General features: G+C 70.2%; 17 protein-coding genes. 8 read left to right on the top strand and 9 right to left on the bottom strand.

Going from position 1 to position 23,766, the window contains the following annotated elements:
- Positions 1 to 48: 48 nt before the first annotated feature.
- A complete protein-coding gene (locus CS062_RS11995) occupies positions 49 to 1,980 on the bottom strand; it encodes a DEAD/DEAH box helicase (RefSeq protein WP_099861867.1) in 1,932 nt (643 codons plus the stop codon).
- A 262-nt stretch (positions 1,981 to 2,242) separates the two neighbouring features.
- Here CS062_RS11995 and CS062_RS11990 point away from each other — a divergent pair, with 262 nt between their 5' ends.
- Positions 2,243 to 3,643: an amidohydrolase family protein gene (locus CS062_RS11990; protein WP_099861866.1), complete on the top strand. Its 1,401-nt coding sequence runs from the start codon at positions 2,243 to 2,245 to the stop codon at positions 3,641 to 3,643.
- 8 nt (positions 3,644 to 3,651) lie between these two features.
- On the opposite strand, the gene CS062_RS11985 is transcribed toward CS062_RS11990, so the two are convergent.
- Positions 3,652 to 4,590: a chitosanase gene (locus CS062_RS11985; protein WP_099861865.1), complete on the bottom strand. Its 939-nt coding sequence runs from the start codon at positions 4,588 to 4,590 to the stop codon at positions 3,652 to 3,654.
- Between the two features lie 168 nt (positions 4,591 to 4,758).
- Between CS062_RS11985 and CS062_RS11980 the strand changes: the two genes are divergently transcribed.
- On the top strand, positions 4,759 to 4,971 hold the full coding sequence (locus CS062_RS11980) for a DUF4287 domain-containing protein (RefSeq protein WP_099861864.1): 213 nt from the start codon (positions 4,759 to 4,761) through the stop codon (positions 4,969 to 4,971).
- Positions 4,972 to 4,998: 27 nt separating this feature from the next.
- On the opposite strand, the gene CS062_RS11975 is transcribed toward CS062_RS11980, so the two are convergent.
- On the bottom strand, positions 4,999 to 5,667 hold the full coding sequence (locus CS062_RS11975; RefSeq protein WP_099861863.1) for a glutathione S-transferase family protein: 669 nt from the start codon (positions 5,665 to 5,667) through the stop codon (positions 4,999 to 5,001).
- A 245-nt stretch (positions 5,668 to 5,912) separates the two neighbouring features.
- Between CS062_RS11975 and CS062_RS11970 the strand changes: the two genes are divergently transcribed.
- Entirely contained in the window at positions 5,913 to 6,155 is a 243-nt protein-coding gene (locus CS062_RS11970; RefSeq protein ID WP_143742320.1) for a YXWGXW repeat-containing protein, read from the top strand.
- Between the two features lie 104 nt (positions 6,156 to 6,259).
- Here CS062_RS11970 and CS062_RS11965 read toward each other — a convergent pair whose 3' ends face one another.
- The 6 genes from CS062_RS11965 to CS062_RS11940 all read right to left on the bottom strand — a co-directional run bounded on the left by CS062_RS11965 (position 6,260) and on the right by CS062_RS11940 (position 17,360).
- On the bottom strand, positions 6,260 to 7,054 hold the full coding sequence (locus CS062_RS11965) for a hypothetical protein (RefSeq protein ID WP_099861861.1): 795 nt from the start codon (positions 7,052 to 7,054) through the stop codon (positions 6,260 to 6,262).
- Between the two features lie 263 nt (positions 7,055 to 7,317).
- Positions 7,318 to 8,232, bottom strand: coding sequence for a hypothetical protein (locus tag CS062_RS26885; protein WP_099861860.1), 915 nt, complete (start codon positions 8,230 to 8,232; stop codon positions 7,318 to 7,320).
- A 190-nt stretch (positions 8,233 to 8,422) separates the two neighbouring features.
- On the bottom strand, positions 8,423 to 10,822 hold the full coding sequence (locus CS062_RS11955) for a serine/threonine protein kinase (RefSeq protein WP_099861859.1): 2,400 nt from the start codon (positions 10,820 to 10,822) through the stop codon (positions 8,423 to 8,425).
- On the bottom strand, positions 10,819 to 12,780 hold the full coding sequence (locus CS062_RS11950; RefSeq protein ID WP_158238762.1) for a serine/threonine protein kinase: 1,962 nt from the start codon (positions 12,778 to 12,780) through the stop codon (positions 10,819 to 10,821). Before CS062_RS11950 ends, CS062_RS11955 begins: the two co-directional genes overlap by 4 nt.
- Positions 12,781 to 12,885: 105 nt before the next feature.
- Positions 12,886 to 16,887 carry an ATP-dependent RNA helicase HrpA gene (gene hrpA / locus CS062_RS11945; RefSeq protein ID WP_199174229.1) on the bottom strand — a complete coding sequence of 1,334 codons (4,002 nt, stop codon included), beginning with the start codon at positions 16,885 to 16,887 and terminating at the stop codon, positions 12,886 to 12,888.
- Between the two features lie 56 nt (positions 16,888 to 16,943).
- Positions 16,944 to 17,360 carry a VOC family protein gene (locus CS062_RS11940; RefSeq protein ID WP_099861857.1) on the bottom strand — a complete coding sequence of 139 codons (417 nt, stop codon included), beginning with the start codon at positions 17,358 to 17,360 and terminating at the stop codon, positions 16,944 to 16,946.
- Between the two features lie 111 nt (positions 17,361 to 17,471).
- Here CS062_RS11940 and argA point away from each other — a divergent pair, with 111 nt between their 5' ends.
- The 5 genes from argA to dnaG form a co-directional block, all read left to right on the top strand.
- A complete protein-coding gene (gene argA, locus CS062_RS11935) occupies positions 17,472 to 18,812 on the top strand; it encodes an amino-acid N-acetyltransferase (RefSeq protein WP_099861856.1) in 1,341 nt (446 codons plus the stop codon).
- Between the two features lie 69 nt (positions 18,813 to 18,881).
- The gene (locus CS062_RS11930; protein WP_099861855.1) at positions 18,882 to 19,154 is read left to right on the top strand and encodes an oxidative damage protection protein; all 273 of its coding nucleotides are present in this window, start codon (positions 18,882 to 18,884) and stop codon (positions 19,152 to 19,154) included.
- Positions 19,155 to 19,410: 256 nt separating this feature from the next.
- The gene (locus tag CS062_RS11925; RefSeq protein ID WP_091723182.1) at positions 19,411 to 19,713 is read left to right on the top strand and encodes an H-NS histone family protein; all 303 of its coding nucleotides are present in this window, start codon (positions 19,411 to 19,413) and stop codon (positions 19,711 to 19,713) included.
- Between the two features lie 271 nt (positions 19,714 to 19,984).
- Entirely contained in the window at positions 19,985 to 22,435 is a 2,451-nt protein-coding gene (locus CS062_RS11920; protein WP_099861854.1) for a putative bifunctional diguanylate cyclase/phosphodiesterase, read from the top strand.
- Between the two features lie 9 nt (positions 22,436 to 22,444).
- A partial coding sequence (dnaG, locus tag CS062_RS11915) for a DNA primase (protein ID WP_099861853.1) occupies positions 22,445 to 23,766 on the top strand: 1,322 nt, incomplete at its 3' end.

Raw genomic sequence — 23,766 nt, 5'->3', positions numbered from 1 at the left:
TCTCATTGCGAGGCCGATTTGAATGCGGGGCCGATTTCATTGGAGCGCTCACAACCGCCCCGCCCGCTCCCGCCAGAACGCCGCATCGATCTCCACCGCGTTGCCGCTTTTCTCGTGGATGACCCAGAACCGCGCGCCGTCCGGGGCGATGCGCTCGACTTCGCCGATCAGCCGTCCCGCCGCGATCCGCCGTCCGCGCGCGTTGAAGGGAAAGTCGGCCGCCCGGGCGAGCGTCAGCAGCGGCACCGCCTCGCGCGCGTCGCCGGCCAACCGAAGGCGCTGGACGATTGGCGCGAGCACCTCGTTGGTCAGGTCCGCGGGTGACAGGTAGATCACCACCTTCGCCTGCGCGCGGCTCAGCGCCACATTGAGCAGCCGCCGCGCCTCGTCCGTCCGCAGGAAGGGCTGCGTCCCGTCGGCCGGATCAAAGAACACGACCGGCGCCTCGCTGCCTTGCGCGCGGTGCACGGTGCTGACCCGCACCCCGTCATCGACGCCCGCCGCCGCCAGCCGCTGCCGGATCAGCGCGCGCTGCGCCCGGAACGGCGTCAGGACGATGAACTCGTGGGGTGCCCAGGCCCCGCCTGCGAGCGCCTCGGCGATCACGGCGGCGATCGCGTCGGCCGACTCCCGTCGGATCGGCCCACGGTCCTTCGCGGACCAGCCGCCTTCCCGCGTCACGCGCCGCACCGCCACATGGACCTCCGCCGGGATGTCCCCCAGCGCGCGCGAGCGCGCGGCCTGCCAGTCCGGCGACGCCATCGCCTCCTCGGCCACGCGCAGCGCGCCGTCGTAGAACAGGTCGCTGACCAGCGCCCCGATCGGGGCCGCCATGCGCGACTGCTCGTCGAGCATCGCCACCGCGGCCCCCCCCTGCCCGCCCCGCGGCATGGCCGCGAACGGCGACCGTCCCAGCCAGAGCCGCGCCAGCCGGTCGTCGCTCCGCAGCACCGGCGACAGTTGCTGAGGATCGCCTGCGAAGAGCCGCGCCCGGCCCAGCGGCATCAGCGCGAGCGCATGGGCCAGGCTGACCTGGCTCGCCTCGTCGAAGACGACCAGGTCGAAGGGCGGCATCGCCCGCGACATCCCTAGCAGCCCATCGGCGGCGCCGAGTTCTCGCAGCGTCTTCAGCGTGAAGACCGCGCGGGTCGTCGTCATCGTGGCGAGCCGGCACTGGCGCAGCACCTGCTGCGACGGCGTGCCGGGCGCCGGGATCAGATGGTCCCGACCGGCGTAGGCGGGGGCATCGAAACGAGACCCGAGCCGGCGGATCGTCCCTCGCAGCGACTCGCGGCGCCCCTTCTGGAGCGCCTTGTCCACCGCCAGGGTCGCCAGGTCGACCGCATGGTTGGTGGTCGACAGCAGCAGCACCCGCGCCGCGGGGCAGCGATCCAGGTATTCGGCGACCAGCACGCCCAGCGTCGTCGTCTTGCCGGTGCCGGGCGGCCCCCACAGGAAGGCGTCCTCGAAGGCCACCAGCCCGAGCGCCTGTCGCTGCGCCGGCCGCAGCCAGCGGAACGGCGAGCCGTCCAGGCGCGGACCGGCCGGATTCGACGCGGGCGCTGACAGGCCCGGCCAGCAATCCGCGGCGCGGCGCGCCCAGTCGTCGTCGCGCCAGGCGTCGGCCACTGCCTGCAGGAAGCGAGGCGGATAGATCCGGATCAGGTGGCCCTCCCCGGGCGGCGGCGCGCTCGCGTCCTGCAGCAGGAGCTGGTCCTCCTCGACCACCACCGCCCGCACGCTCGCGCCGCCCTTGGCCGGCGTGCCCCACCAGGCGGACGCGCCTTCCAGCCGCTCGTCGAGCAGCGTCTGCGCCGACGCCTGACCGGGCCGCTGGCCCTCGGCGTAGACATAGCCCGCCTCGAGCGTCACCCGCCAGCAGGCGCCGTCCGGCTCGCTGCGGAGCACGCGGAAGTCGTAGAACTCGGGCGTCGCGGCCAGTTCGGCCTCGATCGCCGCGCGGATGTCGGCGATGGGCATGGGCGGCGACAGGCACCGGAGAAAGCCGGTGGGAATGCGGAGGAGGCGGGACTATAGCGGCCGCCACCGTGACAAGCGGGACGGCCGGAGCGGGCGCCTCACAATCGGCCGATCCCAGGCACGCCCACCGCGCACCATGATCCGTCCGCTCTTCACCGACACGCCGTCGGGCGACCGCGCCGCGCGGATCGCCACAGCCCGATCGCGACGCGACCGCAGCCCATCGCCGGGCCCGCGCGTCCGCGCACAGGAGGCTTGAGCGATGCGCCGCGATCGTCGCGTCCTGCTCCTCGGCGCCGGGGCGGCGGCCTGCCTGCCCAGCGTCCTGCGTGCGCAATCGACCGCTCCGGCCGTCGTGCCGCCCATCGCCTTCATCGACGTGCACCTCGTGCCGATGGACCAGGAGCGCGTGCTGCGGCACATGACCGTGCTGGTCCGCGACGGCCGCATCGAGGCCATCGGCCCGGAGCTGCCGGTGCCCACCGACGCGTGGCGCGTCGAGGGCCAGGGGCGGCTCTGGCTGTCGCCGGGCCTGGCGGACATGCACAACCACTGCGACAGCCGCCAGGACATGGCGGTGCTGCTGTCCCTGGGCGTCACGACGATGCTCAACATGGGCGAGGCGCGCAACAGCTTCGTCGGCCGCTTGCGACTGGCGATCGAGCGGGGCGAGGTGCCCGGACCGCGTGCCTACGTGGCGCTCGCCGTCGATGGCTCCCCGGCCTACGGTCACCTGGTGCTGACGTCGCCCGAGGACGCCCGCGCCGCCGTCCGCCTGGCGCGGACCAACCGCTACGACTTCCTCAAGGTCTACAACGGGCTGTCGCCCGAGGTCTTCGACACGCTGGTGCGCGAGGGTGCGGCGGCGGGGCTGCCGGTCGTCGGCCATGGCGTGACACGGGTCGGCCTGGCGCGACAGATCGGGGCCGGCCAGGTGCTGGTCGCGCATGCCGAGGAGTTCTTCTACACCTTCTTCCCACCGCCCCGCGAGGACGATCCCGACGGCGCGCCACCCGAATCGGCGATCGCGGACGCGGTGGCGCTGCTGCGCCGGCATGGCGCCCGCGTCGTCGCCGACCTGGTGACCTACCGCAAGATCGCCGAGCAGTGGGGACGACCCGCCGTCGTCGACGAGTACCTGCGGCGCCCGGAGGCGGCCCTGGTCGCGCCGACGCAGCGCGCGCTCTGGCCGTTGGCCGGTTATGCCCGCCGCCGCGGCGACCTGATGCGGCGCTACGCCTTCCTGGAAGCCCTGGTGAGGGCGATGCAGCGCGCCGGCGTGCCGCTGCTGTCGGGCACCGACGTGTCCGACATTCCCGGCCTGGTGCCGGGGTACTCGCTGCACGAGAACCTGGCCTTGCTGACCCGCGCCGGCCTGTCGCGCTTCGACGCGCTGTCCACGGCGACGCGCCAGGCCGGTGCCTTCATCGCTGCGACACGGCCGGGCGGCGCGCCCTTCGGCACGGTGACGGTCGGCGCGCGGGCCGACCTGCTGCTGAGCGAGGCCAACCCGCTCGACGACCTGACGACGCTGGCGTCACCGCGGGGCGTGCTCGCCGCCGGGCGTTGGCATGACGAGGCGGCACTGGCCGCGCTGCGCAGGACCGTCGCCGAGACCTACCGGTCAGCGGTCGCGGCGGCGGGTCCCTCGGCGCGCGCATGAGGCGCACCTCAGCCGAGCAGCGCGCCGATGAAGGCGATGTCGGCCACGCCGGTCGCCGGCAGGCCGCGCGCACGCTGCGCGTCCTTGACGCAGCGTGTCGAGGCGCCGCCGAAGACGCCGTCCGCCTTGATGTCCGCGCCCAAATCGGAGAGCGCGAGTTGCACCCGGCGCACGTCGAGCCCGCGCTGCAGCGGCGCCTGGACCGAGAGCACGCGGCTGCCGGGCGCCGGTCCGTCGTAGCAGCCGGGCGGCGTGCCGTTGAGCGTCGTCATCGAGATCTCGGCGCCGCGCACCACCAGCGGCAGCGGCAGGCCCCATTGGCCGAGGTCCATCAGCCGCCGGAACGCATCCATCCGGTAGACGGTGCCGCGCAGGATCGCGATGCTGTGCGTGGCCAGCCATTGGCGGCGCACTCGCACGTAGGCCTCGATCCAGGCCTGTTCCCCCGCCTGCGCCACCGTGCCCGCCTGCGCGTCGGTGGCCGCGCGGATGCGCGCCCAGGAGCCGTGGACGAAGCTGTCGTAGACCACCGCCGTCCCCAGCGCCGACACGATGCCGAGCTTGCCCGCCGCGCGCGCGGCAGGCTGCCAGAAGTGCTCGTCGAAGAAGCGGTCCTGCGTCTCGCGCATCACCGGATCGTCGGCGCAGGCGCGCAGCAGGTTGTGCAGGCGCAGGTCGGTGTCGAGCGCCGCGCCGGCGGCCGCCAGGGCCGGCAGCCAATCGCCGATCGAGGCACCGAACTGCGCGCCGGGATTGCCGGCGTACTGCCGCAGCAGGTCGACCAGCTTGCCCGAACCGAGCGTCGTCTGCGAGCGGCCGTAGGTCAGCCGCCCCGGATCGCCTTCGAGCACGGTCACCTGGCCGTAGTCGCCAAGCACATGACCGGTCTCGAAGAGATTGACGATCGCCTGGGCGGTGCGGATCTGCGAGGGCGTGAGGAAGGACATGGCGTGCTCCCGCCGGGGGACCCCGACCGCGGCAGTCTGTCACCGCCCTGCCCCCTGCGCATCCGTCACCCAGGGGATATCCGGGCGCGCCCTGTCGAAATCTGCGGACGTGGTTCGTCGTGCCGATGAGATCGTTCCAGACCCACCTCGCATTTCCGGAGAACCCGCATGAGCAGCGAAGAGAAAGTCCAAGGCCCCGCGTCCTATTTCCCTTCCATCGAGAAGAAATACGGCCAGAGCATCGACCACTGGATGGGCGTGCTGAAGGCCGCCGGGCCGCGGAAGCACATGGAGCTGGTCGGCCTGCTGAAGGCCGACCACGCGATGGGCCACGGCCATGCGAACGCGCTGGTCGCGTGGTTCCTCGCGAAGGCGCGCTGACGATCGGGCGGCCCGCCCTTCACCCTTTCAGATCAACGCGTACGGCCCGCCCCGCTCCAGCGCCCGCTGGTAGGCGGGCCGGGCGTGGATGCGCTGCAGGAATTCGGTGATGCGCGGCTGCCGCGCCACGGCGCCGCCGCGCTGCGCGGCCGCCTCGAGCGGGAAGCTCATCTGCACGTCGGCAGCGCTGAAGTCCTGGCCGGCGAACCACGGGCTGCGGCCGAGTTCCGCCTCCAGGTAGTTCATGTGGTTGTCGATCTGCGGCTGGACGAAGCTCGCCTTGGCCTTCGCGGCGATGCCCCGGGCGATCGGCTTCACGAAGAACGGCACCGGCGCGCGCTCGATGCGGTCGAAGACCAGCTTGAGCAGCAGCGGCGGCATGGCCGAGCCCTCGGCGTAATGCATCCAGTAGCGATAGCGCAGCGCTTCGGGCGTGCCGGCGGCGGGCTTGAAGCGGCCCTCGCCGTAGCGGTCGACGAGGTACTCCAGGATCGCGCCGGATTCGGCGATCACCAGCCCCTGGTCGCTGATCACCGGAGACTTGCCCAGCGGATGCACCGCGCGCAGTTCGGGCGGCGCGAGCATCGTCCTGGGGTCGCGCTGGTAGTGCTTGATCTCGTAGGGGAGCCCGAGTTCCTCGAGCAGCCACAGGACCCGCTGCGAGCGGGAATTGTTGAGGTGGTGGACGGTCAGCATCGGCGCAGTCTATGGGGGGCGATGCCGGCGGCGCTCCGGCGTTTCCCCACCTCGACAAGCGGCGCGTCGCCCTCGTCCTCCTGCACCAGCCCGAATCGACGGCTGGATCGAGCGTTGCCCCACGGTCGGCGGGTCAGGTCACCCGCCGTTACTTGTTGTCGGTCGGGTAATGTCCGGCCCGGCGCGTCGGCCAGGTGCGGCGGCGACGCGTTCTCGGAGGCATCCAGATCCGTTGGAGGTTCCTCATGCGCACACTTCGTCCCTTGCTGCTCGTGCTGGCCGCCGTGCCGATGGTCGCGAGCTTGACCGGCTGCGTCGTGGTCCCGGCGCATCGCTACCACGGCTATGACCGCGGTTACGACGGCCCCTATGGCGCCGGTTACACGGAAGTCGTGCCGGTCACCGGCACGATCTGGATCGATGGCTATTGGGACACGCGAGGCGGTGGCCGTCGGTGGATCCCCGGTCACTACGGCCCCCGCCGCTGAACACGGCGCTGACCGCCCACAACGACGAAGCCGGCTCGAAGCCGGCTTCCTCATTGTCGGGCGCATCCTGGAGAGCGTTCCGCCCTCCGAGATGCCGCGTCCCCTCACTTCGAGCAGCTGAACATCGCGACGCCGCGGTACTTGCTGGCACCCACCTTCACCACATAGGCGACGGACACCAGCTGCTTGCTCGCATCCACGCCCTGACCGACGGCGAGTTGCAGACCGGACGAGCCGCTCAGCATGCCGCCGGTGTAGGTGATCATCGTCGGCGCGCCCAGCTTGCGCCCGGTGGCGGACTCCGTGCCGCTGCTGCCGTCGGCCAGGGTGACGGTGATCGAGGCATCCAGCTGCGCGCCCGACGCATCGAAACTCAGCGCCGCCGAGCCCTTGGCCTGTCCCAGCTCGGTGCCGGGCGCCTCTTCCAGCGTGGGGGTGGTGAACTGACCGGCGTCGCAGGTGAAGCCGCCGCTCGTGGGAAAGGCGTCCGCCGCGTTGTACACCGCGTAATGGACCGACGTACCGGTTGCGCCGATCGTCTTCGTGCTGCTGGCGATCACCGCCGTGCCCTTGCTCCAGCGCCCGATGGCGAAGGCAGGGTCGCCGGCGATATCCACGATCGCGCGGTCGCTGCCGCTCAGCGCGTGACCGTTCATCGTGATGACCTCACCCGTCGTCTGCTGCTCGAAAGCGTCGAGCCGGCCCGCGCTCTGCGTCGTGGACGTGGTCAGGACGTAACGCGCCGCGGTGCCCTTCACGAATGCGGCCTTCACCCGCGACGGGTTCGTGTCCCCGGTGCCCTGCGGCCCGGCAGGCTTGTCGTTGCTGGCGTGATCGCCGCCGCCGCCGCATGCCGCCAGTGCCGCGATCAGCGGCAGCACCGCCAGAGCTTTCGTCATTCCAGATGTCATGGGATCTCCAATTGTTGATGTCCGAGGTGGCCATGCCCCTGCATGGCGCGGCGGTGAGTGGCGGGATCCCGCTGGTGCGCTGTCGCCTGAGGAGGGCGAAAAGGGGAAATGTCAAAGACCGCGCAGGCACCACCGATCGCTAGCGAGCGGCTTCGGCGGGCGGTCGGCCTCCCGCGCGGCGCGGAAGCGACGAAGCCGGCGCAAGGCCGGCTTCGATCGCTGGATGCGGGCCCGTGGGCCCACTCCAAGGGTCACCGCGAGCACAGGAAGGTCGCAATGCCTCGGTAGGCCGCATCGCCGCCGGCGGTCACTTCATAGGCAGCGATGATGCGGAACTCGCCGTTCCCGCTGTCGCCGAGCGTCAGCATCATCCCGTCGCCCTGGTTGAAGAAGTTGCCAGTGACGGCCGACATCCCCATCCCGAGCTTTCGTCCGGTCGTCGACACCGTGCCGGCGCGATCACCGGCGGTCGCGGTGATCGACACGTCGACCACCGCACCCTCTTCATCGAATCTCAGCGTGGCCGAGCCGTTGGCGACACCGAAATCCGGCGCCCAGGGGTTGTTGACGACGTTCGGCCGCGTGAACGTGCCGGCATCGCACTGGCGCGTGCCGCTGGTCGGAAAGTGGGTCGGTTCGAGGTAGACGACGTAGTGATACGCGTCATTACGCGAAGTCCCCAGGGAGGTCGTCTTCCCGCCGGCGACCGCCGTGCCCTTGGCCCATCGGCCCTGCGCGTAGGTTTCGTCGCCGGAGATGTCGACCACCGACAGATCCGCGCCGGTCAGCGTCTGACCATTCATCGCCACGACACCGCCGATCGGCTGCTGTGTGATCGCTTCCAGCACGCCCGTGGATTGCAGGCCGATGCCCAGCAGCAGATATCGCGCAGGGTCGGTGGTGAAGTGGAACGGCTCTTTCACTGCAGGCTTGGTGGGCGTTCCATCGGTACCCGTACCAGTACCAGTACCAGTACCAGTACCAGTACCAGTACCAGTGCCGGTGCCAGTACCCGTGCCCGTGCCCGTGCCCGTGCCCGTGCCCGTGCCGATGCCGGTGCCGGAGTTCGCGTCGAGCGCGCTGCTGTCGCCGCCGCCACCGCCACATGCCGCCAGCGCCGCGATCAGCGGCATCAGGACCAGCGCCTTCTTCAGTTCGTTCTTCATTGGATTTCCCTTCATGGTTGACTGTTGTCGCCATGACTGATGCATGGCGGGGCGTCAGTGACAAACCATGAGGACCCCGCAGCGCGGTTCGTCCGGAAATATCAAAGCCTGGAAGGTGGCGCGCCTCATCGCGAGGCCGATCCGTGAAGCCGTTCACGAACGGCGTAGCGACCGCAACGGGAGGCGCCGTTCAGTTCGCTTGCTTGAAGGCCATCACGGCCTGGTTGCGCAGCGTGCGCAGCAGCGAGAGCTGCTTCTCATCGAGCACCACGCTGCCCGGTTCCGGCTTGTCCGCGTAGATCATCGCGAAGGGCGCGCCACGCAACGCCATCGGCAGGATCAGGAAGCTGTGCGCCTTGGCGCCGCTCAGGAACCACGCCGGCAGCCGCTCGGCGATCTTGGGTTGCGAGGCATCGGCGATCAAGGTGTCCACGCCCTTGGTGCAGATGGCGGTGAACAGGTCGGCCGGCATGCCGGGCATGACCCGCAGCGGCACGCGGAAGGTCGGCACCACCGCCTCGACGCCGTCGCCCAGGCCGAAGCGGCCGGTCAGCGTCTCGGTCTTGGGATCGCGCAGGCAGAAGATCACCCGCCGGAAGCCCAGCCCGCGGTACATCGTCTCCAGGATCATCCGCAGGATCTCGTTGAGCTTGAAGCTCTCGACCATCGCGTTGGTGATGTCCTGGATGCCGGCGGCCAGCGTCGCCGCCGCCTGCTCCGCCGAGATGACGCCACCCGCCGGCGCGCCCTCGACCATCGTCGCCTGCAACTGGTGCGGCGACAGCGAATCCTCCGCCGACGGCGTCAGCGGCGCCAGCAGCCGCTGGGCGGGGGAATTCTTCGCCAGCTTGATGTCCATCGCCTGCGCGAGCTGCGTCAGCCGCTGCCGCGCCTGGTCGGCCGCGGCCTCGAAGGCCTTGGCCTCCACGCCCAGCGCACGCGCGTAGCGCTGCGCCATCGCGCGCACCTTGGCATGCGCCTCCGCCGGATCGCTGTTCAGGATCACGTCGGCCACGTCGTTGCTGGCGCGGCCCAGCCAGCGCATCCGATCGGTCGAATGCTCGACCAGCCGCGCCGGCGCATCGCCGTCGGGCCGCTGCATGCTGCGCTGCAGGCTGTCGGGGAAGCCCCACTGCCGCGCCACGCCCAGCCCCAGGCTCTCATAGCTCAACCCCAGCACCTGCGCCGAGGCCGCCGCCTCGCTCATCGGCGGCGCGGCCTGCTCGCCCATGCCGCGCTCGGGCCGCACGACACGTCGCACCTGCTGCGCCTCCTCGGGCAGGTAGAACTCGGCCAGCAGACGGCCCAGCCCCTGGAACATCGTCGCGAGGAAGGATTCCTCGTTCTCGCGCGGCACCAGGCACAACTCGCGCGCCAGCGATCCCGCCATCAGCGCGCGCAGGAATTCCTCTTTCAGCCGCTGCGCGTGATGCTTGTTCTCCATGCGCTCCAGCAGCACCAGCGACAACGCCAGGTTGCGGATGCCGCCGAAGCCCACCAGCGCCACCGCGCGCGACACCGTGCTGATGTGCCCGCCGCCGGCATGGCTGAACTGCACCGTGTTGACCAGCCGCAGCAGCTTGTTGGTCAGCGCGACGTCCTTGAGGATCTCGTTGGACAGCGTGGTGAGGCTCTCGTTCTCCGACTGCGTCATCCGCTGGATGCGCGCCACGGAGTCGGCCATCGCCGGGAAGTCGCTGCGATGGCGCATGCGCCGCAGCAGGAACTCGAGCGTGGCGTTGCCGCCCTCGCCCGCGTCGGGCGCCTCGCCGGCCGGATGCAGCCAGGCGGCCAGCGCGTCGTGGAAGGCCTTGGCATCGGTCCAGCGATGCGCTGACTCGCGCGCCAGGCCGCGCAGCAGCACGGCACGCAGCGCGTCGTCGCTGTCCGGGCCGAGGTCCGCGGGCGGGTCCAGCGTCTGCTCCATCGCGCGGCGCACCGCGCGCCACGGATCGGGGTCGTAGTTCAGGCGCTGGCCGGACAGCATCTCGCTGAGCATCACGGCCGCCGCGAACACGTCCATCACCGGCGACGGCGCGTCGCCGCGCGCCGCCTCCGGCGAGATGTAGCCCGGCGTGCCGACGATGCGGTTGGGCCTGGCCGCCGTGCCGCCGGCGGCCAGGCGGCCGGCGATGCCGAAGTCCATCACCTTGGGCCGGCCGGTCGAATCGATCAGGATGTTGGACGGCTTCAGGTCCCGGTGCACGACCCCGGCCTGGTGGGCCGCATGCAATCCGTCCAGGATGCCCAGCATCAGGGTCACCGCCTCGCGCGCGGGCAGGCGGCCGCGCTGGCGCAGGCGCTCGGTCAGCGTGCCGCCGGGCACGTACTCGAAGACCATGTAGGCCTGCCCGGCCTCGATGTCGGCCTCGAAGACCGGCACGATGTTGGGATGCGTCAGCCGGCTGACCGCTCGCGCCTCGTGCAACCAGACATCGACGCTGGCGCGGTCCGCCGCCTGGGTCAGCACCTTCAGCGCGACCTCGCGGTCCAGCCGCGGATCATGGGCAAGCCACACCGTCGCCTGGGCGCCCTGCCCCAGGCTGCGCAGCGGCTTGAAGCGCCCGACGGCGGGCGGCATGGCGGTCATGGAAAGTCCTTGCCGGGCTCGGGCGCGCGCGCAGGCGTCCCTGGCTGGGAAGTCGTCAGGGAAGGCGAAGCCGGCGAGGTCGCCGGCGAAGGAACCGGTGATGCGGCCGCCGCGGCCGGCGGAGTCGCCGTCGGCATCGAGGCCGCGGCCGGAGCGCCGGATTCGGCGCGCTCCCGCAGTCGCGAGCGTGGCGCCGCGGTCGCGGCGGCGCCGATCGACGGATCGGTCATCGCGCCCAGGCCGCTGTCGCCGGCGTCGGTGATCGCGCCACTGGCGCCGAGCGCGTCGTAGATCTCGCGCAAGCCGAGTCCGAGCGCGCGGGCATAGCGTCGCGTCGCCAGTTCGATTGCCGCCTGCCGCTTGCGCTCCGGCGCGGCCAGCGCGTCCACCAGTTCGTTGGCCAGGCTGCAGGTCAGGCGCAGCAGCTCGATGTCGCCGTCGGCATGGCGCACCGGCGCCTCCTGCGGCTGGCGACGCATCATGTGCTGCAGTTCGTCGCCCAGGCCCCAGTACCGGGCCACCGCCAGGCCCAGGCTTTCCAGGTCGCAGCCCAGCACCGCGTAGGCGGCCGACTGCTCGTTCATGCCGCGCGGATTGGGGTTGTCCTCGGTCGCCTCGGGAGCGACCTGCAACTGGCGGATCTGCTGCGCGTCATCCGGGAAGTGGTACTGCACCAGCAGGCGGCCCAGGTTCTGCATCAGCGAGATCAGATAGACCACCTCGCCGTCGTAGCCGGCCGGCCGCAGCGCCTGCGCCACCTGGCCGGCTCGCTGCACGCGCCGGATCACGCTCTGCATGAACTGCGCCTGGCCGTCGTTCATCGGGCCGGGCCAGGGCTTGAGCGCCCGGGCCGCGTCCTCCAGGCCGTTCAGGCCCAGCATCGCGATCGCCCGCTGCAGGTTCAGCACCGTGCCGCCACTGGTCGGGCCCTGCTGGCGCAGCGCGTTGTTGACGCGCCGGATCAGCTCCAGCGACAGGGCCATGTCCTTCAGCGCCATCGCCGCGAGCTGGCTGCCGTGCTGCGAGGCCATCGCCGACGACGCCACCGTGGTCACCAGCCGGGTCGAGGTGCTCGGCAAGTGGCCGAAGCGCTGCATCTTGTCCTTGAGCAAGGCGATCGGACCGCCGTCGTCCTGCTCGGCCGACTGCCGCCAGCCGTCCAGCGCGCGCCAGAAGCTGCGCGCCAGGTGATAGCGCTGGCGCGTCTGCCGGTCGCTGGCGCGGTTGACGATCGCGCGCAGCGGCTCCGGGATCGGGTACGGGGTTTCCCAGCCCAGGCGCACCAGCTCGTGCCCCTGCGGCTGCATGCGCTGGAGCACCGCCTGCAGGTCGGGTTCGTCCAGGACCGGCTTGCCGCTGAGCAGGCGATGCAGGACCAGGCCGATGCAGACGACGTCCTCTTCGGCCGCCTCGCGCGCGGCGCGGCGGGTGGCGGTGTTGAAGTCGGCGCTGGCCGGAACGATCTCCTGCGCCACCTCCAGGCCCAGCAGGCGGACGTGATTGGCGCCGTCGACGACGAGATGGGCGAGCTGGATGTCGCGATGCGCATGGCCGGCCTCATGCGCGAAGGCCAGGCCCTCCAGCGCCTGGGCGGCCCAGCCGGCGGCGTCCAGCGGCAGCGGCGGTCCGCCGCGGGCCAGGCGCTCCTCGAGCGTCTCGCCCAGCGCGCGGTCATAGGCGACATAGGGCCAGGGATCGACCCGGCCGGTCTCGATCACATGGGCCAGGTTGGGATGATGAATCCGCGAGGCGCCGTCCACCGTCTTCAGCCAGTGCAGCATCGCTGCCTCGCTGTTGGGCTTCTCGCGCGGCATCATCAGGAACATCTCCTGGCCGCTTTGCGGGTCGAACACCACCCACAGCATCGAACGCTGGCTCTTGTGCAGGAGCGCGCGCAGCTCGAAGCGGCCGAAGCGCCGCATCGGGGCGGCGGTGGATGTTGTGTTGTTGTCAGACACGAGCGATGAGCGGCACCCGATGGTGCGGGGCCACGGACCTTTTGTAGCTTGGATTGGACCGAAAACCCGATGTCCTCGCCTGGAGAAGTAAGGGCGATTCTCCGCTCAGTTTTGTAACTGGGACCACACCTTTTCCAGGCGCTTGACGCTCACCGGTTGCGGCGTTCTCAGTTCCTGTGCGAAAAGGCTCACCCGCAACTCCTCCAGCTGCCACCTGAAATCGTCGATCCGGGCATCCGGCGTGCCCTTGAGCTCCGCCACGCGGCGCGACCAGCGCTGCTCCAGCGGCCGCAGCTCCGACATCAGCCGGGCGTCGCGCGCCGCATCCGTGCGCAGCTTGTCCAGCCGCAGCGTGATCGCCTTGAGGTAGCGCGGGAAGTGCTGCAGCTGGGTCCAGGGCGTCTGCAGCACGAAGCGCTTGGGCATCAGCCGCTGCAGCTGCGCCTGCAGGTCCTCGACCACCTCCTTCGGCGCGGTGCGCGCATCCTTGAGCTTGCGCAGCGCCCCCTGGTACTCGATCAGCACGTTGAAGGCCAGTCGCGCCACCTCCTGCGCGATCAGGTTGAGCCGCGCGCGGCCTTCCTCGATCCGGGCCTTGAAGCTGAACTCGTCGGTGGGCAGCGGGTCGGCCAGGAAGGCGCGGTCCAGCGCGACACCGATGATCTGGTCCCGCAGCTCCTCGGCCGTGCCCAGGCTCATGTAGGCCACCGCCATCTGCGTCAGGTCGGGGATGTTCTTCTCGAGGTACTTCAGCGGCTCCTTGAGCTGCAACGCGACCAGCCGCCGCAAGCCGGCACGGTGCTTCGCGGCGGCGAGCTCGGGCTCGTCGAAGACTTCGATCTCGACATGCTGGCCCTTGTCGATCAGCGCCGGGAAACCGATCAGGGTTTGAGCGCCCTTGCGGATCTCCATCAACTCGGGCAGTTCGCCGAAGGTCCACGAGGTGTAGGTTTTTGTCGCCTCGGCGACCGGCTTGGGCGGAATCACCGTCGCCTTGATGCCCCGCGAGCCCTGCGGGACTTCGGCGACCGCAGCCTTCGCCCCTGCCCTCCCGCGCTCGCCGGAGAGGGCCCCCGAGCCAGCGTTGCCCTGGCCCTGGCCCTGGCCTCGGCCCTCGCCTTGGCCGCTGGCGTCCTGGCCTTGCAGCTTCAGCGCCGCCAGGGCCTGGAAGGCCGACCGCGCCTGGCCACCCAGCTCCGCCTTGAGCGTGGCCAGGTTGCGGCCCTGGCCGAGCTGGCGGCCGTGTTCGTCGACGACGCGGATGTTCATGAACAGATGGGCGGGCACCTGTTCGAGCTTGAAGTCATTGCGCTGCACGGCCAGCTGCGTGCGCTCCTTCACCGCCTTGAGCAGCACCTCGACCAGGTTGCCTTGGGCGAACGGGTGCAGCTCGACGAATTCGGCGACGAACTCGGGCAGCGGCGTCAACCGCGCGCGCGGCTTCTGGTGCAGGCTCTTGAGCAGCGCCGTGACCTTGGCCTCGAGCATGCCGGGCACCAGCCAGTCGGCCCGCTCGTCACTGACCTGATTGAGCGCGTAGATCGGCACGGTGACCGTCAGGCCGTCGCGCGCGTCGCCGGGCTGATGCAGGTAGGTCGCCGCGCAGTCCACGCCGCCCAGGCGGATCGTCTTCGGGAAGGCGTTGCTGGTGACGCCGGCGGCCTCGTGCCGCATCAGTTCGTCGCGGCTGAGCTGCAGCAGCCGCGGATTGGCCTTGCTCGCCTCGCGGTACCACTTCTCCAAGGTCGCGCCGGAACACACGTCCGCCGGCAGCTGCTGGTCGTAGAAGGCGTAGATCAGCTCGTCGTCGACCAGCACGTCCTGGCGACGCGACTTGTGCTCCAGCTCCTCGACCTTGGCGATCTGCTTCTGGTTGTGCGCCAGGAAGGGCAGCCGTGTGTCCCAGTCGCCATTGACCAGGGCCTCGCGGATGAAGATGTCGCGCGCGGCCGCAGGGTCGACGCGGCCGAAGTTCACGCGCCGGTTGTTGTAGATCACGATGCCGTAGAGCGTCGCCCGCTCCAGCGCGATGACCTCGGCGGCCTTCTTCTCCCAGTGCGGCTCCAGCAGCTGGGTCTTGATCAGGTGGCCGGCGATGCCCGGCAGCCATTGCGGCTCGATGCCGGCAATGCCGCGGCCGAAGAGCCGCGTCGTGTCGACGAGCTCGGCGGCGACGATCCAGCGACCCGGCTTCTTGCTCAGGTGCGCGCCGGGATGACGCCAGAACTTGATGCCACGGGCGCCCAGGTACCAGTCGTCGTCATCCGCCTTGACGCCGATGTTGCCCAGCAGGCCGGCCAGCATCGACAGGTGGACCTGCTCATAGGTTGCCGGCGCACCGTTCAGCCGCCAGCCGTGCTCGGCGACGACGGTGTGCAGCTGCGAGTAGATGTCGCGCCATTCGCGCACCCGGCGCGGGCTGACGAAGTGATCGCGCAGCAGCTGCTCCTGCTTGCGGTTGGACAGCTTGTGCTCGCCCTCCCCGCCGCGGCTGTCGCCCAGCCACTTCCATAGCTTCAGGTAGCCCATGAATTCCGACTTCTCGTCGTCGAACTTCTTGTGCTTCTCGTCGGCCTGCTGCTGTTGCTCGGCGGGACGGTCACGCACGTCCTGGCCGGACAGCGCGCTGGCGATGATGAGCACCTCGCTGAGCGCGTCGCGTTGGCGGGCCTCCAGGATCATCCGGCCCACACGCGGGTCCAGCGGCAGCTTGGACAGCTCGATGCCCATCGGCGTGAGCTCGTTGCGCTCGTCCACCGCGCCCAGCTCGTTGAGCAGCTGGTAGCCGTCGGCGATGGCCTTGCGCGGCGGCGGCTCGATGAAGGGGAAGTCCTCGACCTGCCCCAGGTGCAGCGCCTTCATCCGCAGGATCACGCCGGCCAGCGAGCTGCGCAGGATCTCCGGATCGGTGAAGCGCGGACGCGCGAGGTAGTCCTTCTCCTCGTAGAGCCGGACGCAGATGCCGTTGCTGACGCGGCCGCAGCGCCCGGCGCGCTGGTTGGCGGCGGCCTGGCTGATGTTCTCGATCTGCAGCTGCTCGACCTTGTTGCGGTAGCTGTAGCGCTTGACGCGCGCCAGGCCCGGGTCGATCACATAGCGGATGCCGGGCACCGTCAGCGAGGTCTCGGCGACGTTGGTCGCCAGCACGATGCGCGGCTGCCCATGCGGCTGGAAGACGCGGTTCTGCTCCTGTTCCGACAGCCGCGCGAACAGCGGCAGCACCTCGACACCCGGCGGATGATGCTTGCGCAGCGCCTCGGCAGCCTCGCGGATCTCGCGCTCGCCGGGCAGGAAGACGAGCACGTCGCCACGGCCCTCGCGCCAGAGTTCATCGACCGCGTCGCAGATGGCGTCGTTGACGTCGTACTCGCGCGACTCCTCGAAGGGCCGGTAGCGCTGCTCGACCGGGAACAGCCGGCCAGAGACCATCAGCACCGGCGCCGGACCTTTCGCGGAAGCGAAGTGCTGCGCGAAGCGGTCGGCATCGATGGTCGCGGAGGTCACGATGACCTTCAGGTCCGGGCGCCGCGGGAGGATCTCGCGCAGGTAGCCGAGCAGGAAGTCGATGTTGAGGCTGCGTTCGTGGGCCTCGTCGATGATCAGCGTGTCGTAGGCCTGGAGCAGCGGATCGGTCTGGGTCTCGGCCAGCAGGATGCCGTCGGTCATCAGCTTGACCGAGGCGCCCGGCTGCAGCCGGTCCTGGAAGCGGACCTTGTAGCCGACGACCTCGCCCAGCGGCGACTTCAGTTCCTCGGCAATGCGCTTGGCGACGCTGGACGCGGCGATCCGCCGCGGCTGCGTGTGGCCGATCAGCCCACCGCCGTTGCCGCGGCCGCGGCCCATGGCCAGCGCGATCTTGGGCAACTGGGTCGTCTTGCCCGAGCCGGTCTCGCCGCAGACGATGACGACCTGGTGGTCGGCGAGCGCCCGCATGATCTCCTCGCGACGGCCGGAGACGGGCAGCGATTCGGGGAACTCGATCGGAGGAATCGGGTTGGCGGGCGCGGGAGGCCGAGGAGCGGCCTGCTGGCGCGGGCGGCGTGGCGGACGCGGTGCGCGGTCCGGCTTCGGGGCCGCCGGGGCGGGGGCGTTGGTGTCTTGACTCACGGGGCGCGGATTATCTCGCGCCCCGCAAGCACCGACCGGTCGTCAGGCCGAGGCCCTCATTGCTTCTCCTCGGGCATCTCGGCGTAGGTGATGACATTGATCACCGCGCCCTGCGGGTCCTGGATCGTGGCCATGCGGCCGACGGTGGGCACCTCCATGATGTCCATCAGCACCTTGCCGCCCATCGCCTTGGCCTGGGCCACCGTCTCGTCGACGTTGTCGACGGTCACGTACACGCCCCAGGCGGGCGGCATGCCCTGCTGCGGACAGGCCATCAGCCCGCCGATCGCATCGTCACCGCCCTTGGCGGTCTTGATCAGGTGATACGGCGGCGCGTCGGCCGGACCGCCCGGCATCGGCATGACCTCGATCTTCCAGCCGAACAGCTTGCCGTAGAACTCGGACGCCTTCTGGGGATCGTTCGTGAGCAGCTCCGACCAGCTGAAAGCGCCATGGGTCTTGAAGACTTCCATCGTCTCGCTCCGGGGGGTGTTGTGGAGGCGCCATGCTCCGCTGCCGGACGGTGTCCCGCAAGTGACCTTCCCGCCGCGTTGGGGGGACAGCCTGTTGCACAATCCGCGCCCATGAGCCTGGTCTTCCCCCATACCTTCGTGCCGTGGTTTCGCGCGGTGGCCCCTTATATCCATGCGTATCGCGGAGAAACCTTCGTCGTCGGGATGACCGGGGAAATGATCGCGGCCGGCAAGCTCAATAGCTTCGTCCAGGACCTGGCCATCATGCATGCGATGGGCATCAAGATCGTGCTGGTCCATGGATTCCGCCCGCAGGTCAACGAGCAGCTCGCCCTCAAGGGCCACCAGCCGCAATACAGCCACGGCATGCGCATCACCGACGGCATCGCGCTGGACAGCGCCCAGGAAGCCGCCGGCCAATTGCGCTTCGAAATCGAGGCAGCGTTTTCGCAGGGCCTGCCCAACACGCCGATGGCCAATTCGACGGTGCGCGTCGTGTCGGGCAATTTCCTGACGGCGCGGCCGGTCGGGATCGTTGACGGCGTCGATTTCAAGCACTCCGGCATCGTGCGCCGCGTCGATGCCGCCGCGATCCAGCGCGCCATCGATATCGGCGCGATCGTGCTGATGTCGCCCTTCGGTTTCTCGCCCACCGGCGACGCCTTCAATCTGATGATGGAGGACGTCGCGACCGAAACCGCGATCGCCCTGCAGGCCGACAAGCTGCTGTTCATGACCGAGGTCGAAGGGGTGCGCGAAAACCCCGAGGACCCGGACAGCGCGATCGATACCGAATTGGCCCTGGCGGACGCCAAACGGCTGATCGCGAAACTGCCGCCGCCGACGCAGCCGACCGACGTCGGTTTCTACCTGAAGTACTGCGTGAAGGCCTGCGAATCCGGCGTCGAGCGCTCGCACATCCTGCCTTTCGCCGTCGACGGCGCGATCCTGCAGGAGGTCTATACCCACGACGGCATCGGCACGATGGTGGTCGACGAGAAACTCGAAAGTCTGCGCGAGGCGACGCACGACGATATCGGCAGCCTGATCGCGCTGATCGAACCGTTCGAGCGCGACGGCACGCTGGTCAAGCGCGAGCGCAGCGAAATCGAACGCGACATCGAGTCCTATACCGTCATCGAGCATGACGGCGTGATATTCGGCTGCGCGGCGCTGCACCCCTATCAGGAAGCGCGCACCGCCGAGATGGCCGCGCTCACCGTGTCCAGCGCGGTGCAGGGCCAGGGCGACGGAGAGCGCATCCTCAAGCGCATCGAGCAGCGCGCCAAGGCCATGGGGCTGACCAGCATCTTCGTGCTGACCACGCGCACCATGCACTGGTTCATCAAGCGCGGATTCCAACCGGTCGACCCGAACTGGCTGCCCGAGGAACGCAAGCGCAAATACAACTGGGACCGCCGCTCGCAGGTCCTGGTCAAGAAACTCAGCTGACCCGGCGCCGCCGGCGCAACCCGGCCGGCAGCGTCCCTTCCCCACGTCTTTTGAACATCGAGGTTTGATATGGCCCGCACCGTGCAATGCGTTTATCTGAAGAAGGAAGCCGAAGGCATGGACTTTCCGGTCTATCCCGGCGAACTCGGCAAGCGCATCTATGAGAACGTCTCCAAGGAAGCTTGGGCGGCATGGATGAAGCACCAGACCATGCTGGTCAATGAAAACCGCCTGAATCTGGCGGACCAGCGCGCGCGCCAATACCTTGCGCGGCAGATGGAGCAGTTCTTCTTCGGTGGCGGCGCGGAACAACCGGCCGGATATGTGCCGCCGTCGGCCTGATTTCCCCAGGGCGGTGCGAGCCGGACCGCCACCGCTCCCCGGTTCAGGGCATTTCCCGCCTTTGGCCTGGGACCTGGATGCTGAATTCGTGCCAACGCCGACACGATTTTTGACAGACCGACGCTGAAATCCTCCGGCAAATGCCGGACAGCCTTTGCACCGGGCATTTACCCCCTTGCGGTGATACTCGATTCCCTGCCTATAATGCGGCAATCCCTTTCCGGGGAGCTGTTGAACTACGCGAGGAATTGCATAAATGGCATCGCTCAAAGACCTCCTGGCCCAGCGGGCCGCCCTCGAACAGCAAATCGCCGAAACCCAGGAACGCGAGCGTTCCGACGCGATCGCCAAGGTCAAGTCGCTGATGCAGGAATACGGCCTGTCGGTCGCCGACCTGACCGCGCGCGCGGCCAAGACCGGTACGGCGAAGTCGTCCAAGGTGGCGGCCAAGTACCGCAACCAGGCGACCGGCGAAACCTGGAGCGGCCGCGGCCTGCAACCCAAGTGGCTCAAGGCCGCGATCTCCGGCGGCGCCAAGCTGGAAGATTTCGTGATCTGACGACAGCCGCTGCCGGCCCTGCTTGAAAGCCACCTTCGGGTGGCTTTCTGCATTTTCTGGGCGCCTTTCCTGGACGCTTTTCCTGGACGCCTTTTCGTCCGCGTCCGCGTCCCCTGGCGGCGCGGCACCCTCATTCCGGGGGGCATGCCCGTCGCTGCAGGGATTGCGCTGACCGCCCCCGCCGAGGCGACGGCTAGCATCCCGCCCGATTCCGCGCGCGACCTGCGCGCGGCGCGCCTCCCCCGCCTGAGCTGCCGCCTTGAAGTCCGAGATGTCCGCCACCGCCGGCTGGATCCTGCCCGCCGCGCCCCGCCGCCTGCCCGCGTCCGTCCCGACGGCGCTGCTGGTCGCCGCTACCGTGGCGCTGCTGCTGGCGGGCGTCTGGTGGCCCGCATGGCGCGCGGTCGCCTGGTGGCTGCTGCCGCTGGTCGGCCTGGGGGTGGTCCTGCAGGGCCGGACGGAACGTCGCCGCGCGCTCGACGAGCGCAGCGAATGGCGCGCCAAGATCGACAGCGCCGGCCTGTCCCTGGCGCAATGGATTCCGGGCGGGTCGATCGCCGCCTCGGCCGGATGGGAGGCCCGGCTCGGGCGGCCGGATCCCGCTGATCCGCTGGCCTGGCTGGACCGGGTCCATGCGGTCGACCGGATGAAGCTCGAGGAGCTCCTGCCGGCATTGCTGCAGGGGCCGGACCTCGCGGGCCCTCCGGCCGAGACGCCCGACGACCGGCGCGCGGCCGATGCGCTGCACCACGCCCTGCGCCTGCCCGGCGATGACGGCGATTGGGTCTGGCACGAGTTGCGGTTGCGTGTCGTGCGCCGCGATCCGCGCGGCCGTGCCCGGCGCGTGCTGGCCAGCCTGCAGGACATCCAATGGCGACGCACCGCCGAAGAGCGCCAGCGCATGAGCAGCGGCCTGTTCCAGCACCTGCACGAGGGCCTGGCGATCACCGACCTGGATCACCGGCTGCTCGATGCCAACCCGGCCTACTGGACGCTGATGAGTGACCTGCTCGAGGCTTCGGCGGGGCTGGTCATCGAGGACGACGGGCGCTCGTCCGACACCGCCGAGGCGCTGCGCCGCCAGCTGCTGGGACGGCCGGCGCTGCCGATGGATGCGGCCCAGCTGCGCCGCAGCGGCCACGACCTCGACACGATCGTCGAGGCGCTGGCCGATCCGGCCGGTCATTGGCAGGGATTGGTGAAGGTGCGGGCCACCGGCGGTCCGCCCCGCACGCTGCGGCTGACGGTCTCCTCGATCCCGGAGCCCGAGGGGCCGCCGCGCTATCGGGTGCTGGCGCTCAGCGACCTCACCCAGGACCTGCAGCGGCAGCAGGCGCTGGAGCGCATCGGCCGTTTCGACCTGCTGACCGGCCTGCCCAACGAGCAGGAATTCCAGCGCCGCCTGCAGGCCGCGCTGCAGACCAGCCGTCAGGTCGGGCCCGGCTTCATGCTGTGCGTCGCGCGGGTGGACCTCGACGGCTTCGCCGCGTTCAACCGCCGTCATGGCGCCGCGCGCGCGGACCAGGCCCTGCGCGAGCTCGCCGGCCGGCTGTCGACGGCGCTGCGCCAGCAGCCGCAATGGTCCGACGAGGTGGCGCGACTGGGCGGCGACGAATTCGGCCTGGTGCTGCGGGTCCAGAACGCCGCCGAGGCGCAACTCGCGCTGGACCGCCTCGTGCAGGTGCTGCGCCGACCGATCGATCCCCCCGGGGATGAAGGCGACGGCGCGGCGCGCGCGGCGGACGATTCGCCGCGGCTGAGCGCGAGCGTCGGCGCGACGCTGTCCCCGCAGGACGGCGGCGAGGCCGAAACCCTGATGCGCCACGCGGCGCATGCGCTGTACCGGGTCAAGCGCAGCGGCCGCGACGGCGTGCAGTTCTTCGACGTGGAGAAGCGCCGCAGCCGCGAGGCCCAGGCCCAGGCCGTGCTGCGCGTGCAGCGGGCGCTGGAGGCGGGCGAACTCTGTCTCTACTACCAGCCGAAGCTGGACCTCGTCACCGGCGAGCTGCTGGGCGCCGAAGCGCTGCTGCGCTGGCGCCACCCGCAGCGCGGCCTGCTGGCGCCGGCGGCCTTCCTGCCGACGGTGGAGCGCAGCGGCATGGCCGCCCAACTCGGACACTGGGTGCTGGAACAGGCGCTGGAGCAATGCCGGCGCTGGCAAGCCGACGGCCTGGCGCTGACGCTCAGCGTCAACATCAGCCCGCGCCACCTCTCGGCGCCGGATTTCCCTGCGCGACTGGAAGCCCTGCTGGCCCGCCATCCGGAGGTCCCGCCGCAGCATCTGGTGCTGGAACTGCTCGAGTCCAGCGCGCTCGAGGACGTCGCGCTGGCGCGCCGCCTGCTGACCGACTGCAAGCGCCTGGGCCTGCGGCTGGCAATGGACGACTTCGGCACCGGCTACGCGACGTTGTCGATCCTCAAGCGGTTGCCGCTGGACCAGCTCAAGATCGACCGTTCCTTCGTCCAGACCATGCTGGTCGACCCGCAGGACCGGGCGCTGGTGCAGGGCGTGATCGCGCTGGCCGGCCAGTTCGGCTGCGAACTGGTGGCCGAGGGCGTCGAATCGGCCGCGCATGCGCGGGCCTTGGTCGACATGGGTTGCCGGGTCGGCCAGGGCACCGGCCTGTGCGAGCCGCTGCCGCCCCAGGCGCTGCTGGACTGGGCCCGGCAGCGCGCGCCCGCCGCCCCGGGCGGCCAGAGGCCGCTGCAGGCCATCACTTAAACTGCTGCGGTGATCCCGCCCGGCTTTATTCAGGACCTTCTGGCCCGCGTCGACATCGTCGACATCGTGGGCCGCCATGTCGACCTCAAGAAGGCCGGCATCAACCACAAGGGCCTGTGCCCGTTCCACGGCGAGAAGACGCCGAGCTTCACCGTCAGCCCCTCGCGCCAGACCTACCACTGCTTCGGCTGCGGCCAGCACGGCAACGCCGTCGGCTTCCTGATGGAGCACCTGGGCATCGGCTTCATCGATGCGGTCAAGGACCTGGCCCAGCAGGCCGGCATGCAGGTGCCCGAGGACGACCGCAGCCCCCAGCAGCGCGAGCAGGAAAAGGCGCAGAAGCAGCGCCAGGCGACGCTCACCGAGATCCTGGCCAAGGCCGGCCAGCACTACCGCCAGCAGCTCAAGGGCAACCCGCGCGCGATCGAGTACCTCAAGGGCCGCGGCCTCACCGGCCAGATCGCGCTGCAGTTCGGCCTGGGCTACGCGCCCGACGGCTGGCGCTCGCTGGCCAGCGCCTTCCCGTCCTACGACGACCCGCTGCTGGTGGAGACCGGCCTGGTCATCCTGCAGGACGATCCGGGCAAGAGCGAGGCCGAGCAGCGCCGCTACGACCGCTTCCGCGACCGGGTGATGTTCCCCATCCGCAATGTGCTGGGCGAGGTCATCGGCTTCGGCGGCCGGGTGCTCGACAAGGGCGAGCCCAAGTACCTCAATTCCCCGGAGACGCCGGTCTTCCACAAGGGCAAGGAGCTCTACGGCCTGTACGAGGCCAGGCCAGCGATGCGCCGGCGCGGCTATGCGCTGGTGGTCGAGGGCTACATGGACGTCGTGGCGCTGGCCCAGCACGGCTTCGGCAACGCGGTGGCCACGCTGGGCACCGCCTGCACGGCCGATCACGTGCAGAAGCTGTTCCGCTTCACCGAATCGGTGGTCTTCAGCTTCGACGGCGATGCCGCCGGCCGGCGCGCGGCGGGTCGCGCGCTCGAGGCCGCCCTGCCCCACGCCAACGAGACCCGGACGATCAAGTTCCTCTTCCTGCCGACCGAGCACGACCCCGATTCCTATGTGCGGGAGCTGGGGGCCGACGCCTTCGAGCGCTGCATCGAGGGCGCCGTGCCGCTGTCGCGCCAGCTGATGGAGACCGCCGCCGACGGCTGCGACCTCGGCACGCCCGAGGGCCGCGCCAAGATGCTCAGCGTCGCCAAGCCGCTGTGGGCGGCGCTGCCCGACGGGCTCCTCAAGCGCCAGCTACTGGGCGAACTGGCGCGGCGCGCGCAGCTGCCGGACGCGGAACTGCAGGCGCTGTGGGCCAACGCGCTGCCACCGGC

This window comes from Roseateles chitinivorans (assembly GCF_002761755.1).
In the GTDB taxonomy this organism is placed as follows: domain Bacteria; phylum Pseudomonadota; class Gammaproteobacteria; order Burkholderiales; family Burkholderiaceae_C; genus Roseateles; species Roseateles chitinivorans.
Note: the sequence above shows the minus strand (reverse complement) of the source record. Positions and strands in the feature narration are given on the sequence as shown.

Excerpts from the sequence above, each read along its gene's own strand:
- CS062_RS11925 (WP_091723182.1), top strand. The coding sequence starts at position 19,411 with ATGGCATCGCTCAAAGACCTCCTGGCCCAGCGGGCCGCCCTCGAACAG.
- CS062_RS11970 (WP_143742320.1), top strand. The coding sequence starts at position 5,913 with ATGCGCACACTTCGTCCCTTGCTGCTCGTGCTGGCCGCCGTGCCGATG.
- CS062_RS11980 (WP_099861864.1), top strand. The coding sequence starts at position 4,759 with ATGAGCAGCGAAGAGAAAGTCCAAGGCCCCGCGTCCTATTTCCCTTCC.
- CS062_RS11965 (WP_099861861.1), bottom strand. The coding sequence starts at position 7,054 with ATGACGAAAGCTCTGGCGGTGCTGCCGCTGATCGCGGCACTGGCGGCA.
- CS062_RS11930 (WP_099861855.1), top strand. The coding sequence starts at position 18,882 with ATGGCCCGCACCGTGCAATGCGTTTATCTGAAGAAGGAAGCCGAAGGC.
- CS062_RS11975 (WP_099861863.1), bottom strand. The coding sequence starts at position 5,667 with ATGCTGACCGTCCACCACCTCAACAATTCCCGCTCGCAGCGGGTCCTG.
- CS062_RS11955 (WP_099861859.1), bottom strand. The coding sequence starts at position 10,822 with ATGACCGCCATGCCGCCCGCCGTCGGGCGCTTCAAGCCGCTGCGCAGC.
- CS062_RS26885 (WP_099861860.1), bottom strand. The coding sequence starts at position 8,232 with ATGAAGAACGAACTGAAGAAGGCGCTGGTCCTGATGCCGCTGATCGCG.
- CS062_RS11995 (WP_099861867.1), bottom strand. The coding sequence starts at position 1,980 with ATGCCCATCGCCGACATCCGCGCGGCGATCGAGGCCGAACTGGCCGCG.
- CS062_RS11990 (WP_099861866.1), top strand. The coding sequence starts at position 2,243 with ATGCGCCGCGATCGTCGCGTCCTGCTCCTCGGCGCCGGGGCGGCGGCC.
- argA (WP_099861856.1), top strand. The coding sequence starts at position 17,472 with ATGAGCCTGGTCTTCCCCCATACCTTCGTGCCGTGGTTTCGCGCGGTG.
- CS062_RS11920 (WP_099861854.1), top strand. The coding sequence starts at position 19,985 with ATGTCCGCCACCGCCGGCTGGATCCTGCCCGCCGCGCCCCGCCGCCTG.
- CS062_RS11940 (WP_099861857.1), bottom strand. The coding sequence starts at position 17,360 with ATGGAAGTCTTCAAGACCCATGGCGCTTTCAGCTGGTCGGAGCTGCTC.
- CS062_RS11985 (WP_099861865.1), bottom strand. The coding sequence starts at position 4,590 with ATGTCCTTCCTCACGCCCTCGCAGATCCGCACCGCCCAGGCGATCGTC.